This window comes from Paenibacillus dendritiformis, assembly GCF_945605565.1.
Taxonomy (GTDB): domain Bacteria; phylum Bacillota; class Bacilli; order Paenibacillales; family Paenibacillaceae; genus Paenibacillus_B; species Paenibacillus_B dendritiformis_A.
This window is the reverse complement of the sequence record NZ_OX216966.1, coordinates 1,407,610-1,433,962: the sequence shown is the minus strand read 5'-3', so window position 1 is coordinate 1,433,962 and position 26,353 is coordinate 1,407,610. Positions and strand designations below refer to the sequence as shown.

General features: G+C 54.7%; 24 protein-coding genes. 5 read left to right on the top strand and 19 right to left on the bottom strand.

Features of this window, described 5'->3' with window-relative positions; all coding sequences use genetic code 11:
* Positions 1-15: 15 nt before the first annotated feature.
* The 4 genes from NNL35_RS06300 to NNL35_RS06285 form a co-directional block, all read right to left on the bottom strand.
* Entirely contained in the window at positions 16-1,704 is a 1,689-nt protein-coding gene (locus NNL35_RS06300; protein WP_006675078.1) for a long-chain fatty acid--CoA ligase, read from the bottom strand.
* A gap of 68 nt (positions 1,705-1,772) precedes the next feature.
* Positions 1,773-2,858, bottom strand: coding sequence for a phosphotransferase family protein (locus tag NNL35_RS06295; RefSeq protein ID WP_040729889.1), 1,086 nt, complete (start codon positions 2,856-2,858; stop codon positions 1,773-1,775).
* A gap of 140 nt (positions 2,859-2,998) precedes the next feature.
* Positions 2,999-3,775, bottom strand: coding sequence for an SDR family oxidoreductase (locus tag NNL35_RS06290; RefSeq protein ID WP_006675080.1), 777 nt, complete (start codon positions 3,773-3,775; stop codon positions 2,999-3,001).
* A gap of 57 nt (positions 3,776-3,832) precedes the next feature.
* Complete coding sequence (locus NNL35_RS06285) at positions 3,833-5,044, bottom strand: acyl-CoA dehydrogenase family protein (RefSeq protein ID WP_006675081.1); 1,212 nt, start codon at positions 5,042-5,044, stop codon at positions 3,833-3,835.
* A 776-nt stretch (positions 5,045-5,820) separates the two neighbouring features.
* Here NNL35_RS06285 and NNL35_RS06280 point away from each other — a divergent pair.
* Positions 5,821-6,696: a polymorphic toxin-type HINT domain-containing protein gene (locus NNL35_RS06280; RefSeq protein ID WP_254553029.1), complete on the top strand. Its 876-nt coding sequence runs from the start codon at positions 5,821-5,823 to the stop codon at positions 6,694-6,696.
* Between the two features lie 8 nt (positions 6,697-6,704).
* Positions 6,705-7,154 carry a hypothetical protein gene (locus NNL35_RS06275; RefSeq protein ID WP_006675083.1) on the top strand — a complete coding sequence of 150 codons (450 nt, stop codon included), beginning with the start codon at positions 6,705-6,707 and terminating at the stop codon, positions 7,152-7,154.
* A 709-nt stretch (positions 7,155-7,863) separates the two neighbouring features.
* Here the strand turns inward: NNL35_RS06275 and NNL35_RS06270 are convergent.
* Both NNL35_RS06270 and NNL35_RS06265 read right to left on the bottom strand, forming a co-directional pair.
* Positions 7,864-8,409: a hypothetical protein gene (locus tag NNL35_RS06270; protein ID WP_138985599.1), complete on the bottom strand. Its 546-nt coding sequence runs from the start codon at positions 8,407-8,409 to the stop codon at positions 7,864-7,866.
* Between the two features lie 96 nt (positions 8,410-8,505).
* Positions 8,506-9,039, bottom strand: coding sequence for a hypothetical protein (locus NNL35_RS06265; RefSeq protein ID WP_006675086.1), 534 nt, complete (start codon positions 9,037-9,039; stop codon positions 8,506-8,508).
* 282 nt (positions 9,040-9,321) lie between these two features.
* Between NNL35_RS06265 and NNL35_RS06260 the strand changes: the two genes are divergently transcribed.
* Positions 9,322-10,587 carry a stalk domain-containing protein gene (locus tag NNL35_RS06260; protein ID WP_006675087.1) on the top strand — a complete coding sequence of 422 codons (1,266 nt, stop codon included), beginning with the start codon at positions 9,322-9,324 and terminating at the stop codon, positions 10,585-10,587.
* 38 nt (positions 10,588-10,625) lie between these two features.
* Here the strand turns inward: NNL35_RS06260 and NNL35_RS06255 are convergent, their stop codons facing one another.
* The 5 genes from NNL35_RS06255 to NNL35_RS06235 all read right to left on the bottom strand — a co-directional run bounded on the left by NNL35_RS06255 (position 10,626) and on the right by NNL35_RS06235 (position 15,663).
* Positions 10,626-11,825 carry an MFS transporter gene (locus tag NNL35_RS06255; protein WP_006675088.1) on the bottom strand — a complete coding sequence of 400 codons (1,200 nt, stop codon included), beginning with the start codon at positions 11,823-11,825 and terminating at the stop codon, positions 10,626-10,628.
* Positions 11,825-12,352 carry a MarR family transcriptional regulator gene (locus NNL35_RS06250; protein ID WP_006675089.1) on the bottom strand — a complete coding sequence of 176 codons (528 nt, stop codon included), beginning with the start codon at positions 12,350-12,352 and terminating at the stop codon, positions 11,825-11,827. The genes NNL35_RS06255 and NNL35_RS06250 overlap by 1 nt, the downstream gene beginning before the upstream one ends.
* A gap of 239 nt (positions 12,353-12,591) precedes the next feature.
* A complete protein-coding gene (locus NNL35_RS06245) occupies positions 12,592-13,461 on the bottom strand; it encodes a GNAT family N-acetyltransferase (protein ID WP_006675090.1) in 870 nt (289 codons plus the stop codon).
* A gap of 64 nt (positions 13,462-13,525) precedes the next feature.
* Complete coding sequence (locus tag NNL35_RS06240; RefSeq protein WP_006675091.1) at positions 13,526-14,965, bottom strand: sensor histidine kinase; 1,440 nt, start codon at positions 14,963-14,965, stop codon at positions 13,526-13,528.
* Positions 14,962-15,663 (bottom strand): response regulator transcription factor, encoded by a 702-nt coding sequence (locus tag NNL35_RS06235; RefSeq protein ID WP_006675092.1) that lies wholly within the window; start codon positions 15,661-15,663, stop codon positions 14,962-14,964. Before NNL35_RS06235 ends, NNL35_RS06240 begins: the two co-directional genes overlap by 4 nt.
* Before the next feature lie 135 nt (positions 15,664-15,798).
* On the opposite strand from NNL35_RS06235, the gene NNL35_RS06230 reads away from it, so the two are divergent.
* On the top strand, positions 15,799-16,644 hold the full coding sequence (locus NNL35_RS06230; RefSeq protein WP_006675093.1) for a CPBP family intramembrane glutamic endopeptidase: 846 nt from the start codon (positions 15,799-15,801) through the stop codon (positions 16,642-16,644).
* Positions 16,645-16,741: 97 nt separating this feature from the next.
* On the opposite strand, the gene NNL35_RS06225 is transcribed toward NNL35_RS06230, so the two are convergent.
* The 5 genes from NNL35_RS06225 to NNL35_RS06205 form a co-directional block, all read right to left on the bottom strand.
* Positions 16,742-17,740 carry an ABC transporter ATP-binding protein gene (locus tag NNL35_RS06225; RefSeq protein WP_006675094.1) on the bottom strand — a complete coding sequence of 333 codons (999 nt, stop codon included), beginning with the start codon at positions 17,738-17,740 and terminating at the stop codon, positions 16,742-16,744.
* The gene (locus tag NNL35_RS06220) at positions 17,737-18,759 is read right to left on the bottom strand and encodes an ABC transporter ATP-binding protein (protein WP_006675095.1); all 1,023 of its coding nucleotides are present in this window, start codon (positions 18,757-18,759) and stop codon (positions 17,737-17,739) included. Before NNL35_RS06220 ends, NNL35_RS06225 begins: the two co-directional genes overlap by 4 nt.
* Positions 18,726-19,721 carry an ABC transporter permease gene (locus NNL35_RS06215; RefSeq protein WP_006675096.1) on the bottom strand — a complete coding sequence of 332 codons (996 nt, stop codon included), beginning with the start codon at positions 19,719-19,721 and terminating at the stop codon, positions 18,726-18,728. The genes NNL35_RS06220 and NNL35_RS06215 overlap by 34 nt, the downstream gene beginning before the upstream one ends.
* Entirely contained in the window at positions 19,718-20,689 is a 972-nt protein-coding gene (locus NNL35_RS06210; protein ID WP_006675097.1) for an ABC transporter permease, read from the bottom strand. The genes NNL35_RS06215 and NNL35_RS06210 overlap by 4 nt, the downstream gene beginning before the upstream one ends.
* 110 nt (positions 20,690-20,799) lie before the next feature.
* Positions 20,800-22,497 carry an ABC transporter substrate-binding protein gene (locus tag NNL35_RS06205; RefSeq protein WP_006675098.1) on the bottom strand — a complete coding sequence of 566 codons (1,698 nt, stop codon included), beginning with the start codon at positions 22,495-22,497 and terminating at the stop codon, positions 20,800-20,802.
* A 335-nt stretch (positions 22,498-22,832) separates the two neighbouring features.
* On the opposite strand from NNL35_RS06205, the gene NNL35_RS06200 reads away from it, so the two are divergent.
* Positions 22,833-23,882: a phosphotransferase enzyme family protein gene (locus NNL35_RS06200; protein ID WP_006675099.1), complete on the top strand. Its 1,050-nt coding sequence runs from the start codon at positions 22,833-22,835 to the stop codon at positions 23,880-23,882.
* A gap of 11 nt (positions 23,883-23,893) precedes the next feature.
* On the opposite strand, the gene NNL35_RS06195 is transcribed toward NNL35_RS06200, so the two are convergent.
* The 3 genes from NNL35_RS06195 to NNL35_RS06185 are packed head-to-tail and all read right to left on the bottom strand — an operon-like array spanning position 23,894 to position 26,194.
* Entirely contained in the window at positions 23,894-24,673 is a 780-nt protein-coding gene (locus tag NNL35_RS06195) for an amino acid ABC transporter ATP-binding protein (RefSeq protein WP_006675100.1), read from the bottom strand.
* A gap of 10 nt (positions 24,674-24,683) precedes the next feature.
* Positions 24,684-25,349, bottom strand: a complete 666-nt coding sequence (locus tag NNL35_RS06190; protein WP_006675101.1) for an amino acid ABC transporter permease — start codon at positions 25,347-25,349, stop codon at positions 24,684-24,686.
* A 14-nt stretch (positions 25,350-25,363) separates the two neighbouring features.
* The gene (locus tag NNL35_RS06185; RefSeq protein WP_006675102.1) at positions 25,364-26,194 is read right to left on the bottom strand and encodes an amino acid ABC transporter substrate-binding protein; all 831 of its coding nucleotides are present in this window, start codon (positions 26,192-26,194) and stop codon (positions 25,364-25,366) included.
* Between the last annotated feature and the right edge of the window lie 159 nt (positions 26,195-26,353).

Sequence of the window (26,353 nt, the reverse complement as noted above, 5' to 3'; positions counted from 1 at the left end):
TGGCGGCGCCTGCTTCTATTGGGGGCCTGCATTTGCCTGCTGCTTCGCTTTGTCCCAGGCCTCCTCCTGGAGCTTGCGCCATAATATTTTGCCGCTGCCGGTCACCGGAAGCGTAGCGACGAATTCGACCAGGCGCGGATATTTATAGGCAGCCATATGCTGCTGCGCCCAGCTAATGATATCGTCCTCTGTTATCGTGCCGCGCTTGTCTTCCTGCAGGACGACGTATGCCTTGATCTCTTCGCCCTTTCTCTTGTCCGGCACCCCGATGACACAGGCTTCCTTAATCGCCGGATGCTTATACAGAATCGACTCTACTTCGGTCGGCCACACTTTGAAGCCGGAAGCGTTAATCATGCGCTTCACCCGGTCGACGATGAAGAAGTAGCCTTCCTCGTCGCAGTAGCCGATATCCCCCGAGCGGAGAAACGGTTGGCCTTCTATCTCGACGAAGGCGTTTTTCGTTTCCGTCGGGTTGTTCCAATAGCCTTGAAATAATTGCGGGCCGTTCAGGATGATTTCCCCTTCTTCGCGGGGCGCCTTCTCCTCCAGCGTGACCGGGTCAATAATGCGCGCGTCCACGTCAAAGGACGGAATGCCGAGACATTGCAGCTTCGGGCGATCGAGCGGATTGAAATGCGTCTGCGCCATCGTCTCCGATAAGCCGTAGCCTTCCACGAACCGGATGCCGGTGGCCTGATGCAGCTTCTCGCCGACCGCCTCCGGCAGCCCCGCCCCGCCTCCAGTAATGGCGATAAGCGAACTCAGATCATATTGCGGAAGCTGAGGATTGGCCAGAAAATCAATAATCATCGTGCTGATTCCCGTCCAATGCGTGCACTTGCGAGCTTCTATGAGCCGCGCGGCCGTATTGCGCTCCCACCGCGTCATCATGACGATGGCGGCCCCCATATAGATAGGCGTGTGCATACCGTGCACCATACCGGTCACATGAAATAAGGGAAGCGTGGAGAGCACGATCGATTCCGGCGTCAGCGCTCCCCAGAAAGCCGTCGCAATCACGTTCGCCTGCACCGACTTATGGGTATGCATGCAGCCTTTCGGCTGGCCGGTCGTCCCGGACGTGTACGGCAAGACCGCCAGATCGCTCCCTGCCGTCTCCGGGACAGGCTGCGATTCGATAGCGGCTCCCATCGCTTCCGCCCACGGGATGACTCGAAGGGAGGTTGGTTCCAGCCGGGGAGCCTTGACGAAATCCGGGGCATCCGCGCACGGATTTGGACAGTAGTCGGAATAAGCGGCGAGAATGATGCGTTCCAGACAGGTCGTCCCCAGCAGCGGCTCGATGCGCGGATACAGCTCCTGGCTGACCAGGCCGACCTTTACGCTGCCGTCTGTGATATAGAAGGAGAGCTCCTCCGTCAGATTCATCGGATTGATCGGCACGACGATGCCGCCGCACTGCATAATCGCATAGTAGGAAATAATGAATTGGGGACTGTTCTGCATGTAGATCAGCACGCGGTCGCCTTGATCGACGCCCAGATGCATTAAATAAGCGGCCATGCGGTTGACTTCGTCTCTCAACGTTCGGTAGGTGATAACCTGATCATAATAGATGATCGCCGTCCGGTCCGGGTAGCGGCGGGCGGTCACTTCCAGATTGTCGCTCAGCGTCGTGTCCGGGACCGCGAGCGTAAGCGGCATGCGTGCAGGCCAATACGCAAAATGGGGACGTGTCACCTAAAATCTCCTCCTCATGCATACGAATGGTCAGTCTCTCGGAACGAATAAAGTCAGAGCTTATGAGCTTAAAGCTGCATTCGTTCCGTCTGCCGCCAAGCATGTGCTATTAGCGCTCGGACAGTGTCATCGAAGCGCGCAAACCGCTCATCGTTCGTCTGTCCTTTTTTCCAGCGGTAATAGATCTGCTGACAAATGACGGCCAGCTTAAAATACGCAAACGTCAAATAATACGAAATGCCGGACATATCCCGTCCGCTCCTGGCCGCATAGGCTTCGAGGAATTCATCCCGCGTCATGAAGCCCGGCTGCACCGTCAACGGCGGATGCCCCAGCCCGCGCAGCAGCTCCGGCGGATCGTCCCGCTCGAACCAATAGCTGAGCGCCGCGCCGACATCGGCCATCGGATCGCCGACCGTCGCCATCTCCCAGTCGAACACGCCGGTCATCTCGCTCGGATGGCTGCGGGAGAACATCACATTGTTCAGCTTGTAATCATAATGGATGACGGCCGGCGCCTGCGAAGCGGGCAGCATATCGATCAGCCACTTCTGAAGCCGCTCCGCCTCCCGAATCTCCTCCGTCTTGGCGCGTTCATAGCGTTCCACCCAGCCCTGAACCTGACGGCGCATAAAGCCTTCCGGTTGGCTAATCGCCCGCAGATTCGCCTCTTCATAAGGCACTTCATGGAGCTGCTCGAGTGTCGATACCATCGTTGCGGAGATCTCCCTGCCCAGAGCGGGCGTATATTCCACATGCGGGGGAAATTCCCGATCCAGAATGATTCCATGCCGTCTCTCCATCACAAAAAACGGACTGCCGATCACCGAAGAATTCCCGCAGTACAGATACGGACGGGGAGCAAGCGGGAACAAAGGATGGAGCCGCTTCAGAAGCGTGAACTCGCGCTCCATATTATGCGCCCGCGGCGCCACCGGGCCGAGCGGAGGCCGGCGCACGACCGCCTCCCAATCTCCGGCGCGAATCAGATAAGTCAAGTTCGAATGCCCCGCCCCGAACTGCTCGACCTCGATCGAGCCCCCGTCCGGAAGGTCGAGATGCTCCCGTATATACGCGTCAAGCGCGGCCACGTCCAGCTCTTCGCCCCGGCGCACGGGAATCGTGTCCTTCGGCACTGCCTTTTGCTTGGACATCGTTTTGATAAGCCCCCTTTTCCGTACCATTCCTATTCAATCCTGCTCCCGGGCATGACTGCTTCCTTCGCCAGCACTGCCGCGGCGCTGCAAGGCTGCCATGCCCCAAGGCCATGCTAACAATCAGCGCGACCTCGGCGCTACATGGCCGACATGCCCCCATCCACGGCCAGCACCGCTCCGGTCATGTAATTGGAAGCGTCAGACGCCAGAAATACGGCGCTCCCCTTGAGATCGCTGTCCGAGCCGAGCCGCCCGAGCGGAGTAAGACGGAGGATCTGCTCGCTTCCATGATGGAGCACCTCCCGAGTCATCTTGGTCGGGAAAAATCCGGGCGCAATTGCATTGACGCGAATCTGATGCTTGCCCCATTTGACCGCCAGATCCCTCGTCAACGCGATGACCGCTCCTTTGCTCGCGCTGTAGCCGACGGCATCGAGCCACTGCGGATCGGTTCCGCTCAGGCCGGCTACGGAAGCGATGTTGATGATTGTGCCTCCGCCCTGCCCGATCATCATCCGGCCGACCGCCTGCGACATGAGGAATGTCCCCGTCACGTTAATATCCATCACCTTGTTCCACGCTTCGAGCGGCATCTCAACAGCGGGCGCACCCCAGGAGGCCCCGCTGTTGTTGACCAAAATGTCGATGCGGCCATAGATCTCCGCCGTTCGCTCCGCCACCCGCCGCACCTCGTCCGGGCGTCTGACGTCGCATGCCATCGCATGGCATCTCACGCCCGTATCCCGCTCGATGCGAACAGCCGTCTCCCGGCACGCTTCCTCCTTCCGGGAGCACAGGACCAGATTGGCCCCGGCTTCCGCCAGCCCTTGCGCAATCTGTGCCCCAAGCCCGCGGCCGCCGCCGGTGATGATCGCCGTCTTGCCCGTCAAGTCGAATAACTGCCTGACATTCATTCCTGTCTCCCCCTTCTGGATAGCAGAAATTCATTGGCACTTACCTCGCGACCGTTTTCATTTATCGTCGTATTTGCGAAGCTCCAGCTTGGCGATAGCCGCTTGATGCACTTCATCCGGGCCGTCCGCCAGACGCAGCGTTCTCGCATTGGCCCAATGCGAGGCGAGCGGGAAGTCCTCGCTGACCCCCGCGGCGCCCAGCGCCTGAATGGCCCGGTCCAGCACCCGCAGCGCCATATTGGGCGCGACGACCTTGATCATCGCAATCTCCGCCTTGGCGGCCTTGTTGCCGACCGTGTCCATCATATAGGCCGCCTTCAGCGTCAGCAGGCGCGCCTGCTCGATCTCGATTCGCGAGGCGGCAATCCACTCCTGAACGACGCCCTGCCGAGCGAGCGTCTTGCCGAAGGCCGTGCGCCGCCGCACGCGCTTGCACAACTGTTCGAGCGCCCGTTCTGCCGCCCCGATGAGCCGCATGCAATGATGGATGCGTCCGGGGCCGAGCCGCCCCTGCGCGATCGCGAATCCTTTGCCCGCTTCCCACAGCATCGAGTCCGCCGGCACGCGAACGCGATCATATTCGATCTCGGCATGCCCGTGCGGCGCATGATCATAGCCGAACACGGGAAGCATGCGGCGGACCCGAACGCCGGGCGCATCCATCGGCACCAGAATCATCGACTGCTGCTCATGGCGTGGCGCGCCCGGATCGGTCTTCCCCATCACGATCGCCACCTTGCAGCGTGGATCGCCCGCCCCGGAAGACCACCATTTGCGCCCGGTCACGACGTACTCTTCCCCCTCACGCTCGATCGTCGCCTCGATATTCGTCGCATCCGAGGACGCCACATCCGGCTCCGTCATCGAGAAGCACGAGCGGATTTTCCCGTCGAGCAGGGGCAGGAGCCATTTGTCCTTCTGCTCCCGCGTGCCGTAGCGGACGAGCACCTCCATATTGCCCGTATCCGGCGCCGAGCAATTGAACACCTCCGGCGCGATAAGCGAGCGGCCCATTATCTCGCACAGCGGCGCATACTCGAGATTCGTCAGGCCCGCTCCATACTCTTCGTCCGGCAAAAACAGATTCCACAGCCCGGCCCGTCTGGCCTGCTCCTTCATCTCCTCCATTACCGACGGAACCGTCCACCTGCTGCCGGCCTGCTGAAGCTGCTCCTCATACGTCTTCTCGTTCGGATACACGACCTCGTCCATGAACTCCAGCAGCGTACGCTGCAGCGACTTGACCTTCTCGGAATAATCAAAATGCACGGACCTTCCCCCTTCACCCGAAACATACTGACCGGATAGTATGCTGACATGGTACATACTTACATAAACAAACCTCAAAATATTCAATATTTTTGTTTTTTAGTGATGGGCGTTGCTAGGTGGAGTTTTGGACTTATTTGGGGGTGTCGGGGCGAATCAGGAAAAGAGGCTTATGGAAAGGAGATGGGGATGGTAGGGGAAATAGAGAAAAGCGCCTCCTGGAGGGAGACGCTGAGGGTAAGAGCATGTGCTTTTGAGGCTGGTTAGGTCTTTCAATGCAAAAATGAAAAGAGATTTGGGGAGCTGGGTCTGGTTAGTTGCAGAAAAAGTACAAACGGGGCTCGAATTCGCTGGGAAGAAGCCATTGGAGCGAGATTTCAAATCCTCATAGGTACGTTACAAACTTCAATTCCTCATAGATACGTTCAAAACCGCCAATCAGATCATCGAATCCATAGTCGTCATCGATTATTTCTCCATCTGCTTCAAGTTGCGCTCCTCCTTCGCGGCCACAAGTGATTAGCTCACTATACAAACCTATCATTTCGGAGTTTATTACAAATATTTAAAGTATTTAAAAAAACAAGGACATAATCCACCATTTTTTGTTATACTCAGAAACGTCATTTTTTAACAAAACATATTCCATACGTCACCCAGCCCATATATAGACAATTTTGCTGTGTGACGAGATAAGGGGGGAAAGACATGATTATTGTCCGTTTGCTTGAACTCAACCGGAGCATGGACATGAAGTGTATGGACGGCAGCATTCCGTGACCGATCATGAACGCGGTATCCGATTAATTTCCTTCGAAAAGGAGAAGAACATGAAAAAAATTCTTTCTTTGATGTTATTTTTTATCCTTTCAGTCACAAGCATTCCTCTTACTTCTGCTCAATCCATCGCGAATTGCAATTTGCATTGCTTCTCTGCCGGCACGCCGGTACTAACGAATACAGGCTTCAAGCCTATTGAAGACATCCGCATCGGTGATTTTGTTCTAACGAAGGATGAACTTACAGGAAAAACAGGATACAATACGGTTGTTGAACTGTTCCAAAGACAGGCAACCGAGACGTACCAAATTACGGTCAAAGGAATAACGATAACCACGACGGAAGAGCACCCGTTCTCGATTCCTGGCCGAGGCTGGACAGAAGCAAGACACCTAAAGGCGGGTGACCTACTTCAAAATCCAGAAGGCAAGCTGTATCCGATCGACCGGATCGAGATTAACAACAACAACACGACGGTGTATAACTTCCGAGTTGAAGGAGTACATAATTATTTTGTAACGGAGCTGGAGGTATGGACGCATAATTGCGGAGCCGGCGGAATAAGAAATGTACCTACGAGCGCTCCTACCGGAGGAGGTCAGTATAGGGTTAATAGAGAGTTACCAAGATACGAAAATGGAATTCCGAAACCCGATACTCATAATCCCCATACTCAAATCGGCGAAAAACAAGGAAGAAACGGAAGTTATCGTCAAACAAGAGAATTCGGAAAAAACGGGGATTATATCAAGGATACCGACTGGACAAATCACGGTAGAAAAAACCATACAAATCCACATGACCATTATTATATACCCAATTCAACGGGTGGAACAAAACAACGAGGTGGCCCTACCCCGCTACAATGGTGAGGTGAAAAATGAAAAAACCAGAATTTGTATTGAGGATTGTAAAAACGAAAGAAACTCAACAATTTTCATGTCTCGGAGAACAACTTGCGGAAATTCTATCCGTTATATATGAACAAACTGAAGCATGCAATTGGTATGTTTTTGATGTAGATTTTAACACTCATCATTCAGAACAATTTTTTACGTCACCGTTTTGCAGGATTGATAGTACTGAACACTTAATTAATATATCAAAAATGGTTGACCAATTTCTTTCCGGTGTATTTATAGCAATAGAAGGAGAGGTTGCTGATTGGAATTTAGAGCACATGCCAACGACTGAAGAAAAGGAAGGACTTCAACATGAACAAGCTGTAGTGGAGATTCGTGCATTTGATACATCTTATTTTGAGGTTTATGGGCTAGAATCGGAACTAAAAGAAAAATTAAAGTTGGCTTTCTTGCCATTCTGTCAGTAAAATGGCCTTGACCTAGACTGGCTCCGTTCCTTTAAAGGTTTTGTTTTGAAGAGATATAAATACATGCGCTAACAGAGCCGCAGGAATAATCCTGCGGCTCTTGTCGTCCAACAGGGAGCAGGCTCGCCCCCAACCCTTATTTCCCCGCTTCAACATGCGATCCACGACAACAATAATTTCGGTCCAAGAAATCTGCTCATTCGGCGCGAATCCGCTATTACGTCCACCCATGAGTCCTGCTGTCCATCACTCTTCGAATCGAGGTCTCTGCCCAACGGCCTATCAGTACCGCAGCTCAAGACGTTGTACAGTGAATTCAATTCCTCATAGGTACTTCCAAAACCCCAAAAAGTGCCGTCCCTACGCCAATTCTATCAAACAGCTCTAGCTCCTACAAGCCAATAGTGCCAATTGATAATCAACGCAAATCATAATGTTATCTCCAATAATCTACATTTCTCTTCTCATTTCTTCATATTTCAAGTTGTCGTCGATCCCCCGGGGTTTTGACGCTATTAGGGATCGACGACAAAAAAATGGAGTCTATACTCAAACGGATTATGGGCAACAGGGGTATCCTTCTCATGCGGTCACTTCTAGCAGCGTGCGACATTAAAAACTCGTCATATCAGGATATTTCGACACATTCTATAATGCTTCGCAAATAACGTAAGCGCCTAAAAACCCCGGCATACTACCAGGCTTTCACTCATTTCCCCGTGAGATAAGCTCTCAAATCTCCAACGGTCAGAATGTCTATGTATCCGTTATCGTCAAGGTAGGCGCCCACAGCGGGAAAGATGGCCGGGGGTTCCTCTATAGGCAAGTTTTTATGATCATCTAATTCAAGCGGCTTATTATGGATCCGATCGTAAACATATACAAGACTCCCGCCTATTATTTCTTTATCGTCTATCGTTGCCGTTCCGTATTTTTCCCTTAATTTATCCGGGAGATCACCGATTTTTGCTCCGGATGGATGCGCATAATAATCTCCTTCGGCAATGTAAATAAGCGAAGCAGCATTGTTACGATAATATACCGCCAGACCATGATCGTACATCAAGAACTCTCCATTCGACGCTAATTCCCCTTTTCCCGCTACCCACTCGACTTCAGCCGCCTCCATCCCATAACAAATGACTCCTCCGTCATGTACGCGAAAGATGCATGGATCAGGGCGTGATGAGCCTGCCAGGGAACGACATCCCGCAAGCAAAAGAGTAACGACGACAACCACAATAATTTTCCTCACGGTCCCCCTCCTCTAAAAAAGTCCTCACCAGCGGGGGAATGCATATACAAAACAACGAGCCCAGCGAGGGCTTCCCGGCCTGGGCCCGTCTCCAAGCTATTTGCGGCTCTTCGCGATCAATGCTTCTTTAACCAGGCGGAGTTCTTCGGTGCGACGGGCCATCGCGGCTTTACATTCCACCAGCTGTTTTTTTGTCGCTTCGTACCCCTCTTTGTCGCCTGCCTGCCATTGTTCTGACATCTTGTCATTAATCTGTTTTCTTCTCTTTTTCAGATTAGGCAGCGTTTCGTTTTCCAGAGTTCGTTGCAATGCTCTCAATTCCGATGCATTCTTCTCCATAAATTTGTTCGGCGGAGCTGGACTTTCCTCTCCCACCGTAATGACTTTGTTTGGACTATCAACGGTAAAACCAACGTCCAGTTCTTTCAACATTGGGCGCAACGGAACATAGAGATTTCCCTCAATCAGGGCTCCTTCCATCGGCTTCCCATTGATCACCACCTTGTATTCCTCGCTGACCTTCTTCCCAGTGAGTGAGTAATGCCCCCGACCGTCAAATGAACACCCCGCAGTCGCAGCCACAGCGACAACGGCCACCCCAATTAACAGCAAATAAATCCATTTCTTCATCTAATTTCAACCTCGCAGCGTAGCCATAATTTCTATATGATACCACTTTTGCGTTGAGGGTGTGAAGGTTTCCCCTTCCATTCGCGTTTTTTTGCCAGAATAGCCATGCCTACAGGCAATGAAATCAACCTAGATCAATTCTATGAAAATTCATGCTGCATTCCTATTCTCTTGTCTATCATTTCTATGGCAACTCTCCCTGTTTTTGCGTAAAATAGAAACCGAAAAAAAGAGTTGCAGATTCGCGTTCGCATCAATGTGCGACAGAAAGAGGGTAGTTCGATGAAAAAGAGGCGTTATATCTATTCTATGTTGGCGGCGCTATTCATAGCAGCGATGCTGTTCCCGCAGCAAGCCGCACAGGCCGCCGGAGTGCCGAAGCAGGCCGAAGGAACAAAGATTGTGCTGGACGGTTATCCGCTCGAATTCTCGGCGAAGCCGATGATTATACAAGGAACGACCATGGTTCCGTTCCGCGGCATTGCGGAAGCGCTGGGCATCGAGGTGAAATGGGATCCGAAGACCAAGACCATCGCCGCGAAGCAGACGACGGCGGATGGGGAGAAGTCCGTGCTGCTGAAGTTGAACCAGAAGTCAGCGAAGGTGGACGGGCAAGCTGTCGCGCTGTCCATGGCGCCGTTGGCCAAAGCGGGGACGACGTATATTCCGCTCAGCTTCTTCGGCAAGCAGTTCGGGGCGAAGGTGTCCTGGAATGCGGCAGCGAAGACGGTCTCCATTCAATCGCCGCCGAAGAAGATGTACAGCATGACCTACTATGCCATTGCTTCCTTCAAGGAGCGCCATCTCCTGACGCAGTTCGATGCGGCGGCATTCGGCTGGGCGCGGCTGCAGGAGGATAGCACGATTACGACCAGCGGCAAAGACTTCTACTGGCCGGAGCCGGCGGGAGAGATTACGCCGGAGTCGATCGTGGACGGAGCGAAGCAGGACGGGACGAGCCCTTACCTGATGGTCTTCGCCTCGGATCGCAAGAACGAGCTTACCAATATGCTGGAGGATGAAGCGCTCGCGGCCAAGGCAAGGGAAGATATTATCGAGTTGGCCCAGGACAAGGGCTTCTCCGGCATAGCGCTTGATTTCGAAGGATTGGGACTGTCCGGCGACATCGCCAAGGCGAAGCAGGACTACAACCGCTTCGTTGCGCAGCTTGCCAAGCAAGCCGAAGCCGCCGATCTGAAGCTGACGCTCGTGCTCCATCCGCTGAACGGCGCTTATCAAGGATACGATTATAAGGCGCTCGCCTCCGAAGCGGACGATCTTATTATTATGGCGTATGCGTACGAGGATGAAAAAGCCCCGGAACCGCTTCACAAAGTGGACGAGGCGATTCAGCTCGCGCTGAAGGAAGTGCCGCGGCATAAGCTGATCCTCGGCTTGTCGATGGGCAGCGAGAACAGCAAGTCCGTCTCTTCGGTAATCGGGCTTGCCAAGCGGCACAATCTGAAAGGCACCGCCATCTGGAGACTGGGGCTCATCGGTGAAGACACGATGGCGCAAGTCGAGAAGAGCATCATGCCTTTGAAATAGCAAGAAGCAGCCGACCGTGAAGGTCGGCTTTTTTCCGTCTACTTTTCAACCCGCAATGAATCGGCCGTGCGCAGCCGCCCCAGCACCAACCAAGCAACCGCTGCGACCAAGATCCCGAACAGGGCGAATACGGCGGTACCGCTGAGCCAAGCGAGCAGCCATCCGCCTGCGATCGGGCCTGCCGCCATGCCGACATAGCGAATGAAGTTGAACAGCCCCAGCGCACTCCCCCGCTGCGATTCGAACTCATTGCTGATCATCGTGGCGAACAAGGGCGTCAGCACGCCGCCGGATATCCCGTACAGGACCAAAGCCGCAGACAAGCCGATCAAGGAGACGGACTCGGTCGCCGCGAACAGCAGCATGCTGGCGGCAGCCAGGATACTGCCTCCGGCCGCCAGCGCGCGGTGCGGCAGCTTCGCCTGGATCGCTTTAAATATCATCGTCCCCGCAATATTGCTCAGCGCCATCGGCAAATAGAGAAGACCGACGATTTGCAGGCTGACCTGATAGTGATCGGTCAACAGCGCAGGCAGATACACAAGGATTTCAAAGTAAATGAAGAAATAGAGAAAAGCGAGCGCGAAAATCCCCTTCGATAATTTATTTTTCATAATCAAGGCGTATTGAGCAAATAGGTCGCGCAGACGAACCGTCCTCACATCTGTCCCCTTGTCTCGCGGAAAATAGATTCCGTTCGCGGCCAACAGGAGGATAGACACGCCTGCGAGGAACCAGAAAATCCCGGGGTAGCTGTACCGCTCCCCGATCCATCCGCCCAGCACCGGCGCGACCGCAGGAGCGACCGACAGCAGCATCTGATACGTCCCCATCGCGCTGCCGCGCTGGCTGCCCTGGAACAAGCGGCCGATGGTCGTGGCCGCGATAAGCGGAATCGCAGCCGTTCCGAAGGCTTGCAGCGCCCTGCATACGAGAAATACGGCAAAATCGTCCGTAACCGCACATCCGATACTGGCCGCTATCGTGAGCACGAGGCCGGGAATCAACACCATCCGCGCCCCCTTCACGTCAATGACAGACCCGATTACGATCTGCATTACAGCCACGATAAAGATAAATAAGGACACGGACAGATTGACCATGGAAAGAGAGACGCCGAAGGAATCCCGCAGCAGGGGAAGGATGGGCGAATACATATTTTGCATCAGCGAGGCAAAGAAGGTGCTGATACAAACCAGATACAGCAAAAACGCGGAGCGAGCATTCTTCCCTCCCATCATGATTCCCTCTCCCCCGTCGCTTGTGAGGAGCGAATGCGAAGCTCTCCCGCTTCCAATGCCGCGATCCCGTCCATCAGCACGCGCTTCAAGAAGCTCAATTGTTCCCCGTCATACCGATCGAGAAAACGAACGAACAATTGCTGCGCTCTTCCATGGAGCTGCTCATGCAGCAGAAAAGCCTTCTTTCCCGCCGCCGTCAAGCGAAAGTAAATTTCTTTTTTGTTATCGCTAAGCTGCGTCTTGCGAATCCAGTCTTCCTTCAGCAATTTGCTGCAAATTTTCGAGATATTTCCTTTGCTGATGGACATCTTCTCCGCGATGGCCGTCACATTGATCGGCTCATGCTGTCCGATGCAGGAGATGACATGGATCTCCGTGAGATTGAGCGAAGCGCCTCCGGACAACGAATGCTGGATTTCGGCCAGGAGCGCCTCGCTTTCCAACTGTTCTTGCAGCTCCTGCTGATGCAGAAATTTCATGTAGAGCTCGTGAAGTTGCATTTTTACAATATCGGTATTATCCATGTTGCATGCACCACCCATTACTTTGTTTCATATGAAACAATATTCCCAAAATAAAAGACTTAATCAGATAAGAAGTGATCACATTATCGTTTCCTAGGAAACTATATTGGCATCGTACCCCTTTTTCAGCAGATCGTCAACCCCCTGACTAGAAAAAAAAACACGCCCCCCGATGCAGCAGGTGACGTGTCCTTATTTTGCGGATAATGCGGCGAAGCGCATATCTCCTCCATTCCGGCTCACCCGAAAATTTGGGCAGCGATGCCATACAAGGTGCCGTTCCGCTCTGGCACATTCCGCCCACGGAGGAACATGACAGGAGGCCGGGTGGCCCGTTCGAAGCCGCATTGCCGCAAGTAAGGAAGAAGAGCGCGCTGCTCGTTCGGCACATCGATGCGAAGCCTGCCGTCATGCCCGGCCGCCAGATGATGGATGAGACAGGCCGCAGCTTCGGGATTCGGCGCAATAATGGGACCGAGAACCAAGTGGACCGGTCCGGCCACGGCTAGGCCATATCCTGCAATCTGCTTCGCTTTATCCCGCAGCACCACGCATTGCCTCGCTTGCCGGATTCGCGAATGGAGAAAAGTCTGCCGCTCTGCGCCTACCGCCATTCGATCAAGCCTATGAACTTGGTCCAGGCACGTCCCATCGAATGGCTCGATCTCGTATTGTTCCGCTTCATGGACAGGGAGCTCCTCTGAATAACGCTCGGCCACCATTTTATGCACGCATGTCACGGCACCGAACCCCAGCTTCGCATAGAGCGGCTCGCCTTCCTTCGTTGCAATCAGCATGACGGCGGTTTGTTCGCTAACCGCGCCCGTACAAGCCTGAACCGCTGCTTTGCCCAGACCTTGCCCCTGATACGCCGGATGAACAATGACCATGCCAATGGAAGCCAGCTTGTCCCCATAAGGCAGCACAGCCGAGCTGGAGACGAGGCTTCCCTGCTCCGTCTTGTGGCCGAACACCCGCCCGGCCGACAGGATCGTCACGAGCTCGGGCTCGTCATAGTCCCATCCGACGGAATCGGATAGAGCGATCAGGCCGGGAATATCCTCCTGATGCAGTTCCACCAATCGAACTGCGGTACCGCACATCGTCATACACCTTCATCCTTTCCGAAAAAAATGCCGTATCGCCTGTTCGCGAGCAAAGTACATGCTCCTCCTATCCCGACCGAGGCAGCGTTACCGTCACGCAAGCGCCTCCTTCCGGCCGGTTGGAGGCATCGATATGGCCCCCATGCTTCTCCACAATCAACTTCGCCATGTACAGGCCGAGTCCTGCATGGCCCTTATTGCGCGAGCGCGACGGATCCCCCTGCACGAACTTGTCGAACACCGCCTTCATCATATCGGGCGGGAATCCGGGGCCGGTGTCCGTTACCGTCAGGGTGACATCGTCTTGCGCGCATTCCGTTGTCCAGACGATCGCCCCGCCCGGGGGCGTATAGCGCAAGCTGTTGGACACCACATTGTCCAGCAGCTCCGATAATTTATCCGCATCCAGCATTGCGCCCTGATGCTCTGCTTTCCCGGCCAGGCTGCAGCGAAATTCAATGTTCCGTTCCTCGCATAATCGCTCAATATCGGAAGCCTTCTCTTCTACGAAAACTTTCACATTCACCTCTTGGAAATTCAGCCGGAATTGAGGCACTTCCATCTCGGCTACCCTATTCATGTCTTGCACGAGACGAGCCGCGCGCTTCGTATTTTTATCGATGGTCCGCAAGTAGCGCTCCAACCGATCCGGGTTCTTCATCCCACCTTCCAGCAATCCTTCGACATGCCCCTGCACGATCGCGAGCGGCGTGCGCAGATCATGCGCCAGCGCCGCCACCATGTCCCGCCGCTCCTGCTCGAGCCTCCATTCGCGCTGCAGGGACAAGGAGAGCTCCCGCCGCATCTCGTCGAAGGCCTTCATGAGCTGCGCGATCTCGGAGGTGCCTTCATACGAGAAGCTGAAGTCCAGATCGCGCCTCTGCACCCTCCTCGTTCCCTCAATCAGCGCTTGAATCGGCTGGTTCAGCTTGCGCCCGAATCTTCTCCCGAACAGCCAGGTGAACAGAATAACAATGATGAAGGGCATGACCAGCACCATAAGGATGATAACGGCCGCAAATGAATTTTTCGCATGCGGCGAGACGCCCGCCTTCAAGATATACGCGACAATAACGGCGCCCTCGACTCCTCCTGTCTTGTCGATAATCGGCATGACCGTGTGCACCTGCCCGAGCTTCTGCGTGCTGGTGGAGTTAAGCAGCCGAATCAACTCCCGGCGCCCGTCAATCTGCGGATTGGTCAGCGTGCCATAGAGGTAATGGCCATGGCGATCCACGACGGCATAGGACATGCCGTTCTCATCGATAAGCCGTTCCATGGCCGTTGCTCCCTGCTTTTGCAGCAGACGCTCCCCTTCCTCCTCCACCATCCTCTGAATCGACGGGACTTTTTTCTCATAATGATTGGCGGGCCGAAGCCAGTCCAGCTTCCCCTGGTTCAGCATCCACAGGAACCCGCCCCATACCATCGCCGACACAAGCAGGCTGAACCCGATAACGCAACAAAAATAAACGATAAACTGGCGCTTGAACGGATAGATCTTCATTGGCTATCCTTCCACTTGTACCCGATGCCCCATACCGTTTCGATCCAGCGGGAGCCGGGTGCGGCCGCTGCCATTTTGGCGCGGATATTTTTCACATGCTCGGTCACCGTCGCATCATCGCCGACCGCATCCAGTCCCCATACCTGCTCATAAATATGCTCTCGTGCAAAGACTTGGCCCGGATGCATCGCAAGCAGCTCCACGATAGCGAACTCTCGGCTCGTGAGCGCCAGCGCCTTCCCATGGCAGGTCAGCTCATGCCCCCCGATATTGACGGTAAAAGGGCCGTACCTCAGCAAGCCGTGGTCCTTGCGCTGCGAACTGCGGCGTTCCCGGCGAAGATGCGCTTCAATGCGCGCCATCAGCTCCCGCAAGCTGAACGGCTTCACGAGATAATCATCGCCTCCTGCCGCCAAGCCGTAGATCCGATCCGCCTCGCTCACCCTGGCGCTGACGAAGACGATCGGACACGCTACCGCATCCCGCACCTGCTTGCAAAATTGAAACCCGTCCGTTCCCGGCATCATGACGTCCAGCACAATCAAGTCCGGCGTCTGCCTGCGGATTATCCGATCCGCCTGCTCTGCGCTGTAAGCCGTCATCACCGTATAGCCCGCATCCTCCAGGGCATCCTGCACGAACACGGTCATCTCCTCTTCGTCATCGACGAGCAAAATGGTCACACTCGACATCGTCATCCTTCCATCTCCTCCGCCCCATGATCTCCGCTATTCAGTGTAATCCAACCTTCTTCCATCGGGCAAATCCGCGCTTCTTTATACATTCTTGAGAATTGCGGTGTACACTGAGCGCGACTAGCGAGGAAGGGAAGGATGATTTTGATCTCAAGTTCAACAGCAACGGATCGTTCACCATGGAAAAAAGAAGCCGGACTATACATCGCTCTCGTGCTCGGCTTGACACTTGCCGCCAATCTGAGCGGCAGGATGGAGCTGATCGGCATCAGTCAAGCGACGCCGCTGATTGCCGTGCTGCTCCTGCTTCTGCTCCGGCCCGGGCGGAAGGACACGCTGCGAGGAACAGGCATAACGAGACTCGGGAAGCCGCGCTGGTACATCGTGGCCCTGCTCGCCGGCCTGCCTGTGGCCGCGGGCTTCGCCGCCGCCTGGGCGCTCGGCTATGTTGCTTTGCCGGCGGCGCAGGAGCTAGGGGGCGGAATGACGGTAGCGGCCTATATTCAGCTCGTGACCCTGAACCTGTTCAAGCCGAACCTGTTTATTTTGATGACGCTGTTGTTCGCCTTCAGCGAGGAGATCGGCTGGCGCGGCTATTTGCAGCCGAAGCTGACCGAAGCGCTGGGCGTGAGAAAAGCGATTCTGATCACGGCCGCCGTCTGGGCCGTATTCCATTATCCGTTCTACTTGAACGGGTATAATGACGACGGCATGCCGCTCATCACGATCGCGCTGTTCACGGCCATGATTTTTCCGCTGTCGATCGTCATGGGATGGGTTCGCTGCGCAAGCGGCAGTATATGGCCCGCCGTCCTGATTCATACCGTCATCAACCACAGCCGCTACTGGCTCGAGGTCCTGTTCTATCACAAGCAGAGCGGCTGGACGTATATTGCCGGAGAATCCGGCGCCGTCACGCTGCTGATCTGGTGTCTCGCCGCCCTGTTCATATGGAGAGCGCTGCCTGGGGCGCGAAAGAAATAATGCCTCTCTCCCGCCGCAAGGAAATAGAGATTCGCTTGCGGCAAAAAAGAAGCATTGTTGGCAAAACCGCTTCGGCCTTGATGATACCCGTGCTCCCCTATACCATCACCGCCGACTGCGCAATATCCAGCGGGAAATGACAGGCGACTTGCCGGCCGGGCGTAACCTCCTGAAGCTCAGGCGAGATGTCCCGGCACTTGGCCTGCGCATAAGGACAGCGCGGGTGGAAGCGGCAGCCGGATGGCGGATTGGCCGGCGACGGCACATCGCCCTGCAGCACGATTCGCTCTGCCTTCCGGTGCGGCGTCGGCCTGGGGATGGCGGAGAGAAGCGCTGCCGTATACGGGTGCATCGGATTGGCGAACAGCTCTTCCGTACGGGCCACCTCGACCAATTTGCCCAGATACATGACGCCGATGCGATCGGAGATGTGGCGCACCACATTGAGGCCATGCGCGATAAAGAGGAACGTCAGGCCCAGCTCCTGCTGCAGCTTCATTAACAAGTTCAGCACCTGCGACTGAACCGACACATCCAGCGCCGAGACGGCTTCATCCGCTACGATGAATCGCGGATGGAGCGCGATCGCTCTGGCGATGCCGATCCGCTGGCGCTGTCCGCCGGAGAATTCATGCGGATACCGGTTGCGTCTGGAGGCATCGAGGCCGACCAGTTCCATCAATTCAACGACACGTCTGTCGATCTCCTTGGTGGATGCCTTCTGATGAACACGCAGCGGCTCTCCGATAATATCCCGGATATGAAAGCGGGGGTTCAAGGAGCCGAACGGATCTTGAAAGATAATCTGCATCTCCTGCCGCATCCGCCGCAGCTGCTGCGATGTCATCTGCTGCACCGGCTTCCCGTCAAAATACACCTCGCCTCCGCTCGGCTTCTGCAGTTGGAGAATCGCGCGGCCCAAGGTCGATTTGCCGCAGCCCGATTCGCCAACGAGTCCGAACGTTTCCCCCTTGTAAATGTGGAACGTAACATCATCTACCGCCTTCACGTGGCCGGCGACCCGATTGAACAGCCCGGTCTTGATCGGGAAATACTTTTTCAGGTGGCGAATATCGATAAGCGGTTCTCGTGTCATGCGCGGTTCACCTCAGACTTTCTGTCATCTGTGCCTGCCGTCCTTCCGGATTCATATATCCAGCAAGCCACTTGATGCTCTGGCCGAAATTCGCTTAGGGAAGGCTCGCTATGCCGGCACTTCTCCTCCGCCTTCGCGCACCTCGGGTGGAAGCGGCAGCCCGCAGGCAGCTGATGAATGCTCGGAATCGTCCCCGGAATCGTATATAATTCCCCGCCTCTCGCCCCCTCCAAGCCCGGAATCGACCGCAACAGCCCGATCGTATACGGATGGGAAGGATGATCGAAGATTTCCTCTACACTGCCTTCCTCGACGATCTTGCCGGCATACATGACAGCGACACGATCCGCCATCTCCGCAGCGACGCCCATATCATGCGTAATCAGCACGATAGCCATGCCCAGCTCGCCCTGCAATCGCCGCAGCAGATCTAGGATCTGGGCCTGGACGGTGACATCCAATGCGGTTGTCGGCTCATCGGCAATGAGCAGCTCGGGCTTGCACACGAGAGCCATGGCGATCACGACCCGCTGCCGCATGCCGCCTGACATCTCATGCGGATATTGCTTGGCCCGGATCTCGGGATCGGGGATGCCGACCATGCGAAGCATAGCGACCGCTTGCTTCCATGCCTCGCCCCGGCTTATCTCCTGATGAAGCTGCAAGCTCTCGGCGATCTGATCCCCGATCGTGAATACAGGGTTCAGCGCCGACATCGGATCTTGGAAGATCATCGCGATCCGATTGCCGCGAATTCGGATCATCTCTTTCTGGGCCTTCGATGTCAGTTCTTCGCCAGTGAAGCTGATGCTGCCTTCAAAGAGAGCGCCCCCTGCATAATCAATCAACCGCATAATGGAAAGTGACGCCACGCTCTTGCCGCTGCCGGATTCGCCTACAATACAGAGGGTCTTGCCTTTTTCCACGCTAAGTGAAATCCGGTCGGTCGCTTTGGCAATGCCTTGCTCCGTTACAAAGCCTGCCGTCAGATTTTGGACTTCAAGAAGTTTTCCTGCCATTTCCGCAGCCTCCTCCGTGGAATTTTCACTTTCTTGCGCGGGTCGAACGCATCCCGGATACCGTCTCCGATAAAGTTCACCGCCAACACGACAATAAAGATGCACAATCCCGGATAAAGCGCTTGCAGCGGATCGACCAGCATGAACTGCTGGGCGTTGCTGAGCATCAGTCCCCAGCTTGTAGCCGGAGCCTGAACGCCCAATCCAAGGTAGGACAGCGCCGATTCGGCCAAGATGGCGCCGCCTACCATCAAGGTTGCGTTAACGATGATCGGAGCCGTTGAATTCCGCAGCAAATGCCTGCCGATAATGCCCCAACTGGATACGCCAATCGCCTTCGCGGCTTCCACATACTGCATCTCTCTCAATTGGAGGAAGTTCCCCCTGACGAGACGGGCCAAACTCATCCAACTGGTAGCCCCAAGGATGATAATCATATAGCTGAACTTGGAGCCGAATATGGACAGAACCAAGATATTCAAAAACAAGGTCGGCACGGAATTCATCACATCGACCAGGCGCATGAAGAACGTGTCGACCCAGCCGCCGAAATAGCCGGAGATCGCGCCGATCGTGCTTCCGATAACGACCGAGATCAAAGCGACCAAGAAGCCGACCAACATCGATACTTGACTGCTGTATACGAGCCGGGACAGAATATCTCGTCCCAATTCATCAGTTCCGAACAGATGGCCAGGGCTTCCCGCCGGCAAGTTCGCATTCAGTAAATCGATCGCGGCCGGATCGTATGGAGCGATAAGGCGGGCGAAGAGCGCGATAACGATAAAAAAACAGAGAACAAGTAATCCGCCCACCGCAAACGGGTTGCTCATGAACTTCTTCCAGGCCATTATCCACAAGCCGACAGGCTTATCGTTCGCATCTGGTGCCGGCAGATGGGGCTTGAGTTCGGCATCCGGCCCTTGCTCCGGCTGAAGCCCCTGCAGATTGATCCCACTCATGCTGACGCCCCCCCTTTACGTCCCAACTGCACGCGCGGATCAACAACAGCATACAGGATGTCGGCTATCAAGTTCCCCAACACGACAATGACCGCCGTAATTAAGGTGATAGCCATCAACACCGAGTATTCCCGGGCCAAGGCCATCTCGACGAACAACCGTCCCATCCCCGGCCAATTGAATACGCTTTCGGTAATCGCGGCTCCTCCGACAAGGATCGGCAGATCCAGCCCAAGGATCGTAATAATCGGTATCATGGCATTGCGCAGCGCATGGCGGAAAATCACTCTTCTCTCCTTCATTCCCTTGGCTCTCGCCGTCCGGATGAAGTCTTGCTCCAGAACTTCCAGCATGCTGGAGCGCGAATATTTTACATAAGAAGCAAGGAAGCCAAGCGTGAGCACCGATACCGGCAACACAAGATGGAGGAAGAGATCTCCGAGATCCCCTTCCTTCCCCATCGTATACATATCGGATAAGGGCAGCAGATCCAATTTCAACGCGAATAATTCCTGCAAAATAATCCCGAACCAAAAGGTGGGCATGGCGAACCCGATATACGAGATCAGGGATGCGGTCTGATCCGATAGCCCATATTCGGAGGTGCTGTTATAAATGCCCCACGGTATCGCGATCAGCATCGCGAACAGCCAGGCCGCGCTCATCAGAATGACCGTATTTTTCACCGTGGGCCACAGGATCTCGCCTACCGGCAAATTGTTCTTGAACGTATGGCCCATGTCGCCCTGCAGCAAGCCGCCAATCCACTTCATGTATTGGATATGGATCGGCTTATCGAGCCCAAGATTCTGCGCTTGAATCTTGCCGGCCTCCTGAGACAATCCCGGCGACAGAAAAATTTGCGTCGGGCCGCCCGGCGCCGAATGGATAAGCCCAAAGGTAACGATGGAAACGAGAAACAGCACCAAAAGGGATTGCAGTATCCGGCGGATCAGAAACTCCGTCATCAATCATCCTCCTAGACCATAAAGTGCGTGCCGAAAAACGAGCAACCTCATAAAGGGGAAAGGGCAAGCCCCCCTCCCCTCTTGAAGCATGTTCTGATGCGTTGGTTGCGTTACTCTACCCACCAGTTGATGATGCGGAACATATAACCGTAGGCAAGCGAAGGCTCCGGTCTGTCTTCTTCCGCAAATTTGACCTTAGGGCCCAAGCCTTGCGGCGTGCCGTACTGGTACAAGAATACATAAGGAAGATCCGTGGTGATTTCTTTGCCGATCTCTTCGTATACTTTTTTCCGTTCGTTCTGATCGACAACGGAATACCCCTTTACCCACAGTTCATCCAGCTTCTCGTTCTTGTACCAGCCCCCATTTTGATTCGGCGGGAAGAATTTCGATGAGAAAATGCTTTCCGAGTTCGGGTCCGGATCGGTCAAGGACCATGCCGCCAATACGGCCTGATATTTCCCTGGAATCACGTTCTGTTCTTGCCATGCGGAGAAGTCGATTCCTCTTGGCTGCACTTCAATCCCGATGTCCTTCAAGTTCTGTTGGATGACGGCGGCGACTTGCTCGCGGCGGCTGTTCCCCGTATTGTATTGAAGCTCGAAGGAGAAGCGCTGCCCGTTCTTGGTCAAAATGCCATCGTCGCCCGCTGTCCATCCGTCTTCCGCCAACAGCTTCTTCGCTTGCTCCAGATCGTAGTTATAGACGACCGCAGCTTCTCCCGGGTCTGCCCAGGAGCCTGGCAGGAACGGCGAATTCATCAATTGGCCGGTGCCCTTCAGGATGTTGTCAACCATGCCTTGGCGGTTGAGCGCATGAGCGATCGCCTGTCTCGTCTTCTGGCCGGTGAAGAAGCTCTCATTGTTCGGGAAGTTCATGCCGTTGAAATTGAAGCCAAGGTATTCATACATTGGCCCCGGGGCAAGTATGACGCGGAGATTTTCCCGTTTCTGCACCGCATCGAGCTGCGTGACCGGAATCGCAGAGATGGAGTCGATATCGCCTTTGATGAGCGCTTGCACTTCGGTATTTTGGTCCGCATAAATTTTGTAGATGACTTTAGCGATATGCGGCTTCTTGGCCCCCCAATAATTCGGGTCGGCTTCGAAGCTCAAATACTGCTTCTGCTTCCATTCCGTCCATTTCCATGGGCCGTTCGTTACGGTCTTGGCAGGGTCGGAGCCAAAAATATGCTGCTTCAGTTCCTTGACCGGAACATCCTTCAAAATATGTTGGGGCACGAGTTCCATTTTTAGAGAGTAAAGGAAGGGAGCAAAGATTTGCCCGAGCTTGATTTCTACGGTGTGGGTATCGATTTTGGTGATGGTGTCGACATGTTCGAATTGACTGATGGCTGGGGAAGCGGTATCCGGGTTGCGCATCGTATTAATCGTGTAGATCAGATCATCCGCCGTAACCGGCTGGCCGTCGCTCCATTTCGCTTCGGGCTTCAACTTGATCGTATAGGTCTTCGAGTCTTCGCTAATCTGGGGAAGCTCGGCGGCTAGGGACCAAGGTTCTACCACAATGTTGGCTTGCCGATCGAGATCGTACAGTCTGGCAAACATCAAGTTGACGGCATCTCCTGAAGCAGTGTCGGTCGCAAATAACGGGTTGGCCGTCACGATGTCCGAGAAGGTGCTCAGCGTGAGCGTTCCGCCATCCTTTGGCGTTTGCGCCGTATTTTCATTTGCCGGTTCCGTCTTGGCTGTGTCGGACGGTGTTGGTTCTTCCTTGGGTGGATTCGTCGATGAAGGTGAACCACTGCACGCTGAGACCAGCGTTCCCATAAGCACCACAAGCAGCATGAATGAAAACCACTTCTTTTTTACCACGTAATTCCCCTCTCTCAAATTTGAATTTTGTGTGAAGGATATATTTTCCTCACATTGTACCACTAACCCCTTGACATCGGGTAGTAAAATAATAGAAAAAATTAGTGCTCTTTCAGTTTTTATGAGATAAAGCACGTATTTTACAGAACGAGACCAAAACATCCCGATCCCTGGCTTGAAATGGGGCGGACTTCCGGCTCATTTTGCGCTTGCCTTCCGGGATACGGTGGCATACGATCAGGAAGAAGACGGGCCACCCGTCAACAATGAGCCGCACAACTGATAAAATGGAGCGTGACTACGCCTAAATGATAACGAAGCAGCATATTGAACCTATTTTGCAATCCTATGTCAAGGATTCGATCCTGTCCTATAACCTCATCGACAATAGCTACGAGGACGAATACCGGTATATTGTCATCGTCCAGACCGCGAAGCATGGCCCTCTTGTCTTGAAATGCTATAGCGATTCGTATACCAACGGCGACAAGATTGACGGCTGGGCAAGGTTGGCGCAGGCGTACCGGCAAGGCGGCATACGTACGCCGCGCTTCTATCCCGCGGACAACGGCAGCTATAGCGTGGCCATAAGCGTGGAAGGCCTTCCGTTCCAAGTGTGGGCGGAAGAATATATGCCGTATCCGACCATGGATGATCGGGATCTGGACATGGAAGATATGAGCGCCGGCTTTCTGAGACAATTGGGAAGCTGTATGGGGAATATGCACACTAAGGCGCTCCAGGAACGGATTGAGTATGACTGGAACAGTCCCTACGTCCTGCTTGATCCGGAGGAGGAGAACTACAGCGACGCCAAGCAATGGTATGAAACGCTCAAGTATTCGGAAGCCGATTATGCTCTTATTGAAGAAATATGGGATGTCTACAACCGGAAGCGCAAGGAGCTGGAAGCGGCCTTCCCTGGGCTGCCGGCCGGCGGAGTGCAGGGGGACTTGTCGCTGAATAACCTGCTGATCGATGAGGATCGGAAGCTGGCGGGCATTATCGATTACAATCTGGCCGGCCAGGACAAGTTCGTCAGCTATATGATGCAGGAGGGAATCTTCCTCTGCTTCGAATGCTATCGGGAAGAGGGGCTTGATCGGGAGACATGCGCCGATATGGAGCGGCGCTTCAAGCATTTTTACGAGGGATACGCCCAGCAGTATCCGCTGTCCCAGGCGGAACGGAACGTCATTAATGTGCTGTATAACATCATCCGGCCGTTCCGCTGGGATAAAGTAAACAATACGCTGGAGGCGGCGCAGGCTGGCGCATGGCAGGAAGTGAACGAGCGTCTGCGCTGGATGCGCCGCGAGTTGACGCGAGAGGATATATTGGACTATTTGGAGTCGTAGCCGCTCGCCCATCATATCGCCTGGGAAGCTGCGGCCGGGACATCCTTCATCCAATGGAGACGACGGAGAAATTGCCGCGTCCGCTCCTGGGCTGGCCGGTCGAACAGTTGATCCGACGGGCCTTCCTCGATGACAACCCCTTGATCCAGGAAAAGAACCCGGTCGGCCATGCTGCGCGCGAACTGCATCTCATGGGTGACGATGACCATCGTCATCCCTTCCTGCTTCAGTTCGGCCATCACGTCCAGCACTTCGCCCGCGATCTCGGGATCGAGCGCCGACGTGGGCTCATCGAACAGCATCACATCCGGTTCTAACGCCAAGGCCCTCGCGATGCCGACACGCTGCTGCTGCCCGCCCGACAGCTGGTACGGGTACGCCTCTGCCTTGTCGGCCAACCCGACCTTCTCCAGCAGCTTGAGCGCGATAGCGCGCGCTTCCGCTTGCGCCCGCCGCCGTACCGTAACCGGACCTTCCATCACATTGTGCAGCGCAGTCATATGCGGGAACAAATGATGCGCCTGGAACACCATCCCGGTATGCAGGCGCAGCCTCATCAGCGCTGCCCGCTCCAGCCCTGCCCCCTCCCGGAAATGGAGCTCGGCATCGCCAATGCGAACCGAGCCACTCGTCGGCTGCTCCAGCAAATTCAAGCAGCGAAGCAGCGTCGACTTGCCGGAGCCCGAAGGGCCGATGATAACGACCGTCTCCCCTTTATTCACATGCAGACTGATCCCTTTCAAGATCGGCACATCTCCGATATGTCTGCGCACGTCTCTTATGTCTATCATGTTCCTGCTCCTATCGAACGGCGTAGCGTTCAAAATATTTTTCCGTCTTCGCCTGCAGGGCGGACAAAATCGTGCTGAACAATAAATACAGAAGCGCCACTTCGCAATAGATGAGCATATGCTCGTAGGTGGCCGCCGCGATCTGCTGCGCGCGCTGGAACATCTCCGTTACCGTAATCGTCGCGGCCAGCGATGTATCCTTCACCAGGCTGATGAACGAATTCGACAGAGGCGGCACCGACACCCTGGCCGCTTGCGGCAGAATAATCCGGCGCAAAATCTGGCTGCGCGTCATGCTGAGCGATTCCGCCGCTTCCCATTGTCCCTGCGGAATCGACTGAATGGCGGCCCGCAGCACTTCCGAGTTGTAGGCGCCGACGCTCAGCAAGAATCCGATAACCGCGGCCGGGAAGGCGCCGATTGTAATGCCGACGCTGGGTAGACCGTAGAAAATAATAAATAATTGCACGAGCAGCGGCGTCCCCCGAATGATCCAGACATAGAAGCGGGCTGCCCACACGAGCGGCCGGATATTCGACAAGCGGGCCAACGCCGTCAATAAAGCGAGCGCCAGACCAAGCACGAACGAGATCAGCGTAAGCGGAATCGCGAACAACAGCCCCGATTTGAGCAAGGGCCATAGCGAATCGATAAAGATCTGTATATTTTTATCCATGAGCAATCACCCGGTTATTTCGAAATGTCGGCATTAAAATATTTTTGGGAAATGGTCAAATACGTGCCGTCGGCCTTCATGTCCGCCAAGGCCTTATTCACCGCGTCGACCAGCTCCGGATTGTCTTTGCGCAGCAGGATGCCGCTGCGGGACGCATTTGCATGCTCCGCCACGACCTTCACCTTGGCGTCGGGACGGTGCTTTTTGAAATCGAGGAAGGACAATCCGTCATTCACCGTGACATCTATGCGCTTCGATACAAGCAATTCGATCGCCTGGTTGAAGCCATCGGTCTGCACGATGTCCGCGCCGTTCTCTTTTGCCAGCTCCGTCAAGTTGGAAGTAAGCGATTGGCCCGCTTTTTTGCCTTGAATATCCGCAAAAGCCTTCACATCCTGATTATCTTCATGCACGATCAGCACGGCCTTCGACACGCTGTACGGATCGGAAAAGTCATACTTCTGCTTGCGATCATCGTTGATGGCCACCTGGTTCACGACGATGTCGAACCGCTTCGCGTCCAGCCCGGCGAACATTCCGTCCCACTTCGCTTCGGTGAATTCCGGCGTCACCCCTAACCGCTTCGCGACCTCCTCGGCAATCTCGACGTCGAACCCGGTCAGCTTGCCGCTGTCGTCATGGAACGTGAATGGCGGATACGTCCCCTCGGTGCCGATGCGCAGCTTCCCGCTCGCCTTGATCTCTTCCAGCAAGCCGCCCGCTTCCGCCGATGCGGACGCCCCTTGTCCGGGCTCTGGCTTCGCGCCCTCGCTCTGACTTCCGCAAGCCGCCAGCATCATTGCTGCAAGGGCAAACAACAGGAATGTTAACGTTCTTCTCTTCATCGTGCACAACCCCCTGAAAGTAAAATATCATTCGCTGCGATCTTATGAGACCAATGATTGTTCCGATGATATCACGCTTCCTGGGGGGATACAATATTTTTTTCGTATAATTCCTATCCATTAACTATGTTTTATATTGGAATCGCCCCGTTCCGGCTA

Excerpts from the sequence above, each read along its gene's own strand:
- NNL35_RS06295 (WP_040729889.1), bottom strand. The coding sequence starts at position 2,858 with ATGTCCAAGCAAAAGGCAGTGCCGAAGGACACGATTCCCGTGCGCCGG.
- NNL35_RS06290 (WP_006675080.1), bottom strand. The coding sequence starts at position 3,775 with ATGAATGTCAGGCAGTTATTCGACTTGACGGGCAAGACGGCGATCATC.
- NNL35_RS06275 (WP_006675083.1), top strand. The coding sequence starts at position 6,705 with ATGAAAAAACCAGAATTTGTATTGAGGATTGTAAAAACGAAAGAAACT.
- NNL35_RS06265 (WP_006675086.1), bottom strand. The coding sequence starts at position 9,039 with ATGAAGAAATGGATTTATTTGCTGTTAATTGGGGTGGCCGTTGTCGCT.
- NNL35_RS06260 (WP_006675087.1), top strand. The coding sequence starts at position 9,322 with ATGAAAAAGAGGCGTTATATCTATTCTATGTTGGCGGCGCTATTCATA.
- NNL35_RS06255 (WP_006675088.1), bottom strand. The coding sequence starts at position 11,825 with ATGGGAGGGAAGAATGCTCGCTCCGCGTTTTTGCTGTATCTGGTTTGT.
- NNL35_RS06250 (WP_006675089.1), bottom strand. The coding sequence starts at position 12,352 with ATGGATAATACCGATATTGTAAAAATGCAACTTCACGAGCTCTACATG.
- NNL35_RS06245 (WP_006675090.1), bottom strand. The coding sequence starts at position 13,461 with ATGACGATGTGCGGTACCGCAGTTCGATTGGTGGAACTGCATCAGGAG.
- NNL35_RS06240 (WP_006675091.1), bottom strand. The coding sequence starts at position 14,965 with ATGAAGATCTATCCGTTCAAGCGCCAGTTTATCGTTTATTTTTGTTGC.
- NNL35_RS06235 (WP_006675092.1), bottom strand. The coding sequence starts at position 15,663 with ATGACGATGTCGAGTGTGACCATTTTGCTCGTCGATGACGAAGAGGAG.
- NNL35_RS06230 (WP_006675093.1), top strand. The coding sequence starts at position 15,799 with ATGATTTTGATCTCAAGTTCAACAGCAACGGATCGTTCACCATGGAAA.
- NNL35_RS06225 (WP_006675094.1), bottom strand. The coding sequence starts at position 17,740 with ATGACACGAGAACCGCTTATCGATATTCGCCACCTGAAAAAGTATTTC.
- NNL35_RS06220 (WP_006675095.1), bottom strand. The coding sequence starts at position 18,759 with ATGGCAGGAAAACTTCTTGAAGTCCAAAATCTGACGGCAGGCTTTGTA.
- NNL35_RS06215 (WP_006675096.1), bottom strand. The coding sequence starts at position 19,721 with ATGAGTGGGATCAATCTGCAGGGGCTTCAGCCGGAGCAAGGGCCGGAT.
- NNL35_RS06210 (WP_006675097.1), bottom strand. The coding sequence starts at position 20,689 with ATGACGGAGTTTCTGATCCGCCGGATACTGCAATCCCTTTTGGTGCTG.
- NNL35_RS06205 (WP_006675098.1), bottom strand. The coding sequence starts at position 22,497 with ATGCTGCTTGTGGTGCTTATGGGAACGCTGGTCTCAGCGTGCAGTGGT.
- NNL35_RS06200 (WP_006675099.1), top strand. The coding sequence starts at position 22,833 with ATGATAACGAAGCAGCATATTGAACCTATTTTGCAATCCTATGTCAAG.
- NNL35_RS06195 (WP_006675100.1), bottom strand. The coding sequence starts at position 24,673 with ATGATAGACATAAGAGACGTGCGCAGACATATCGGAGATGTGCCGATC.
- NNL35_RS06190 (WP_006675101.1), bottom strand. The coding sequence starts at position 25,349 with ATGGATAAAAATATACAGATCTTTATCGATTCGCTATGGCCCTTGCTC.
- NNL35_RS06185 (WP_006675102.1), bottom strand. The coding sequence starts at position 26,194 with ATGAAGAGAAGAACGTTAACATTCCTGTTGTTTGCCCTTGCAGCAATG.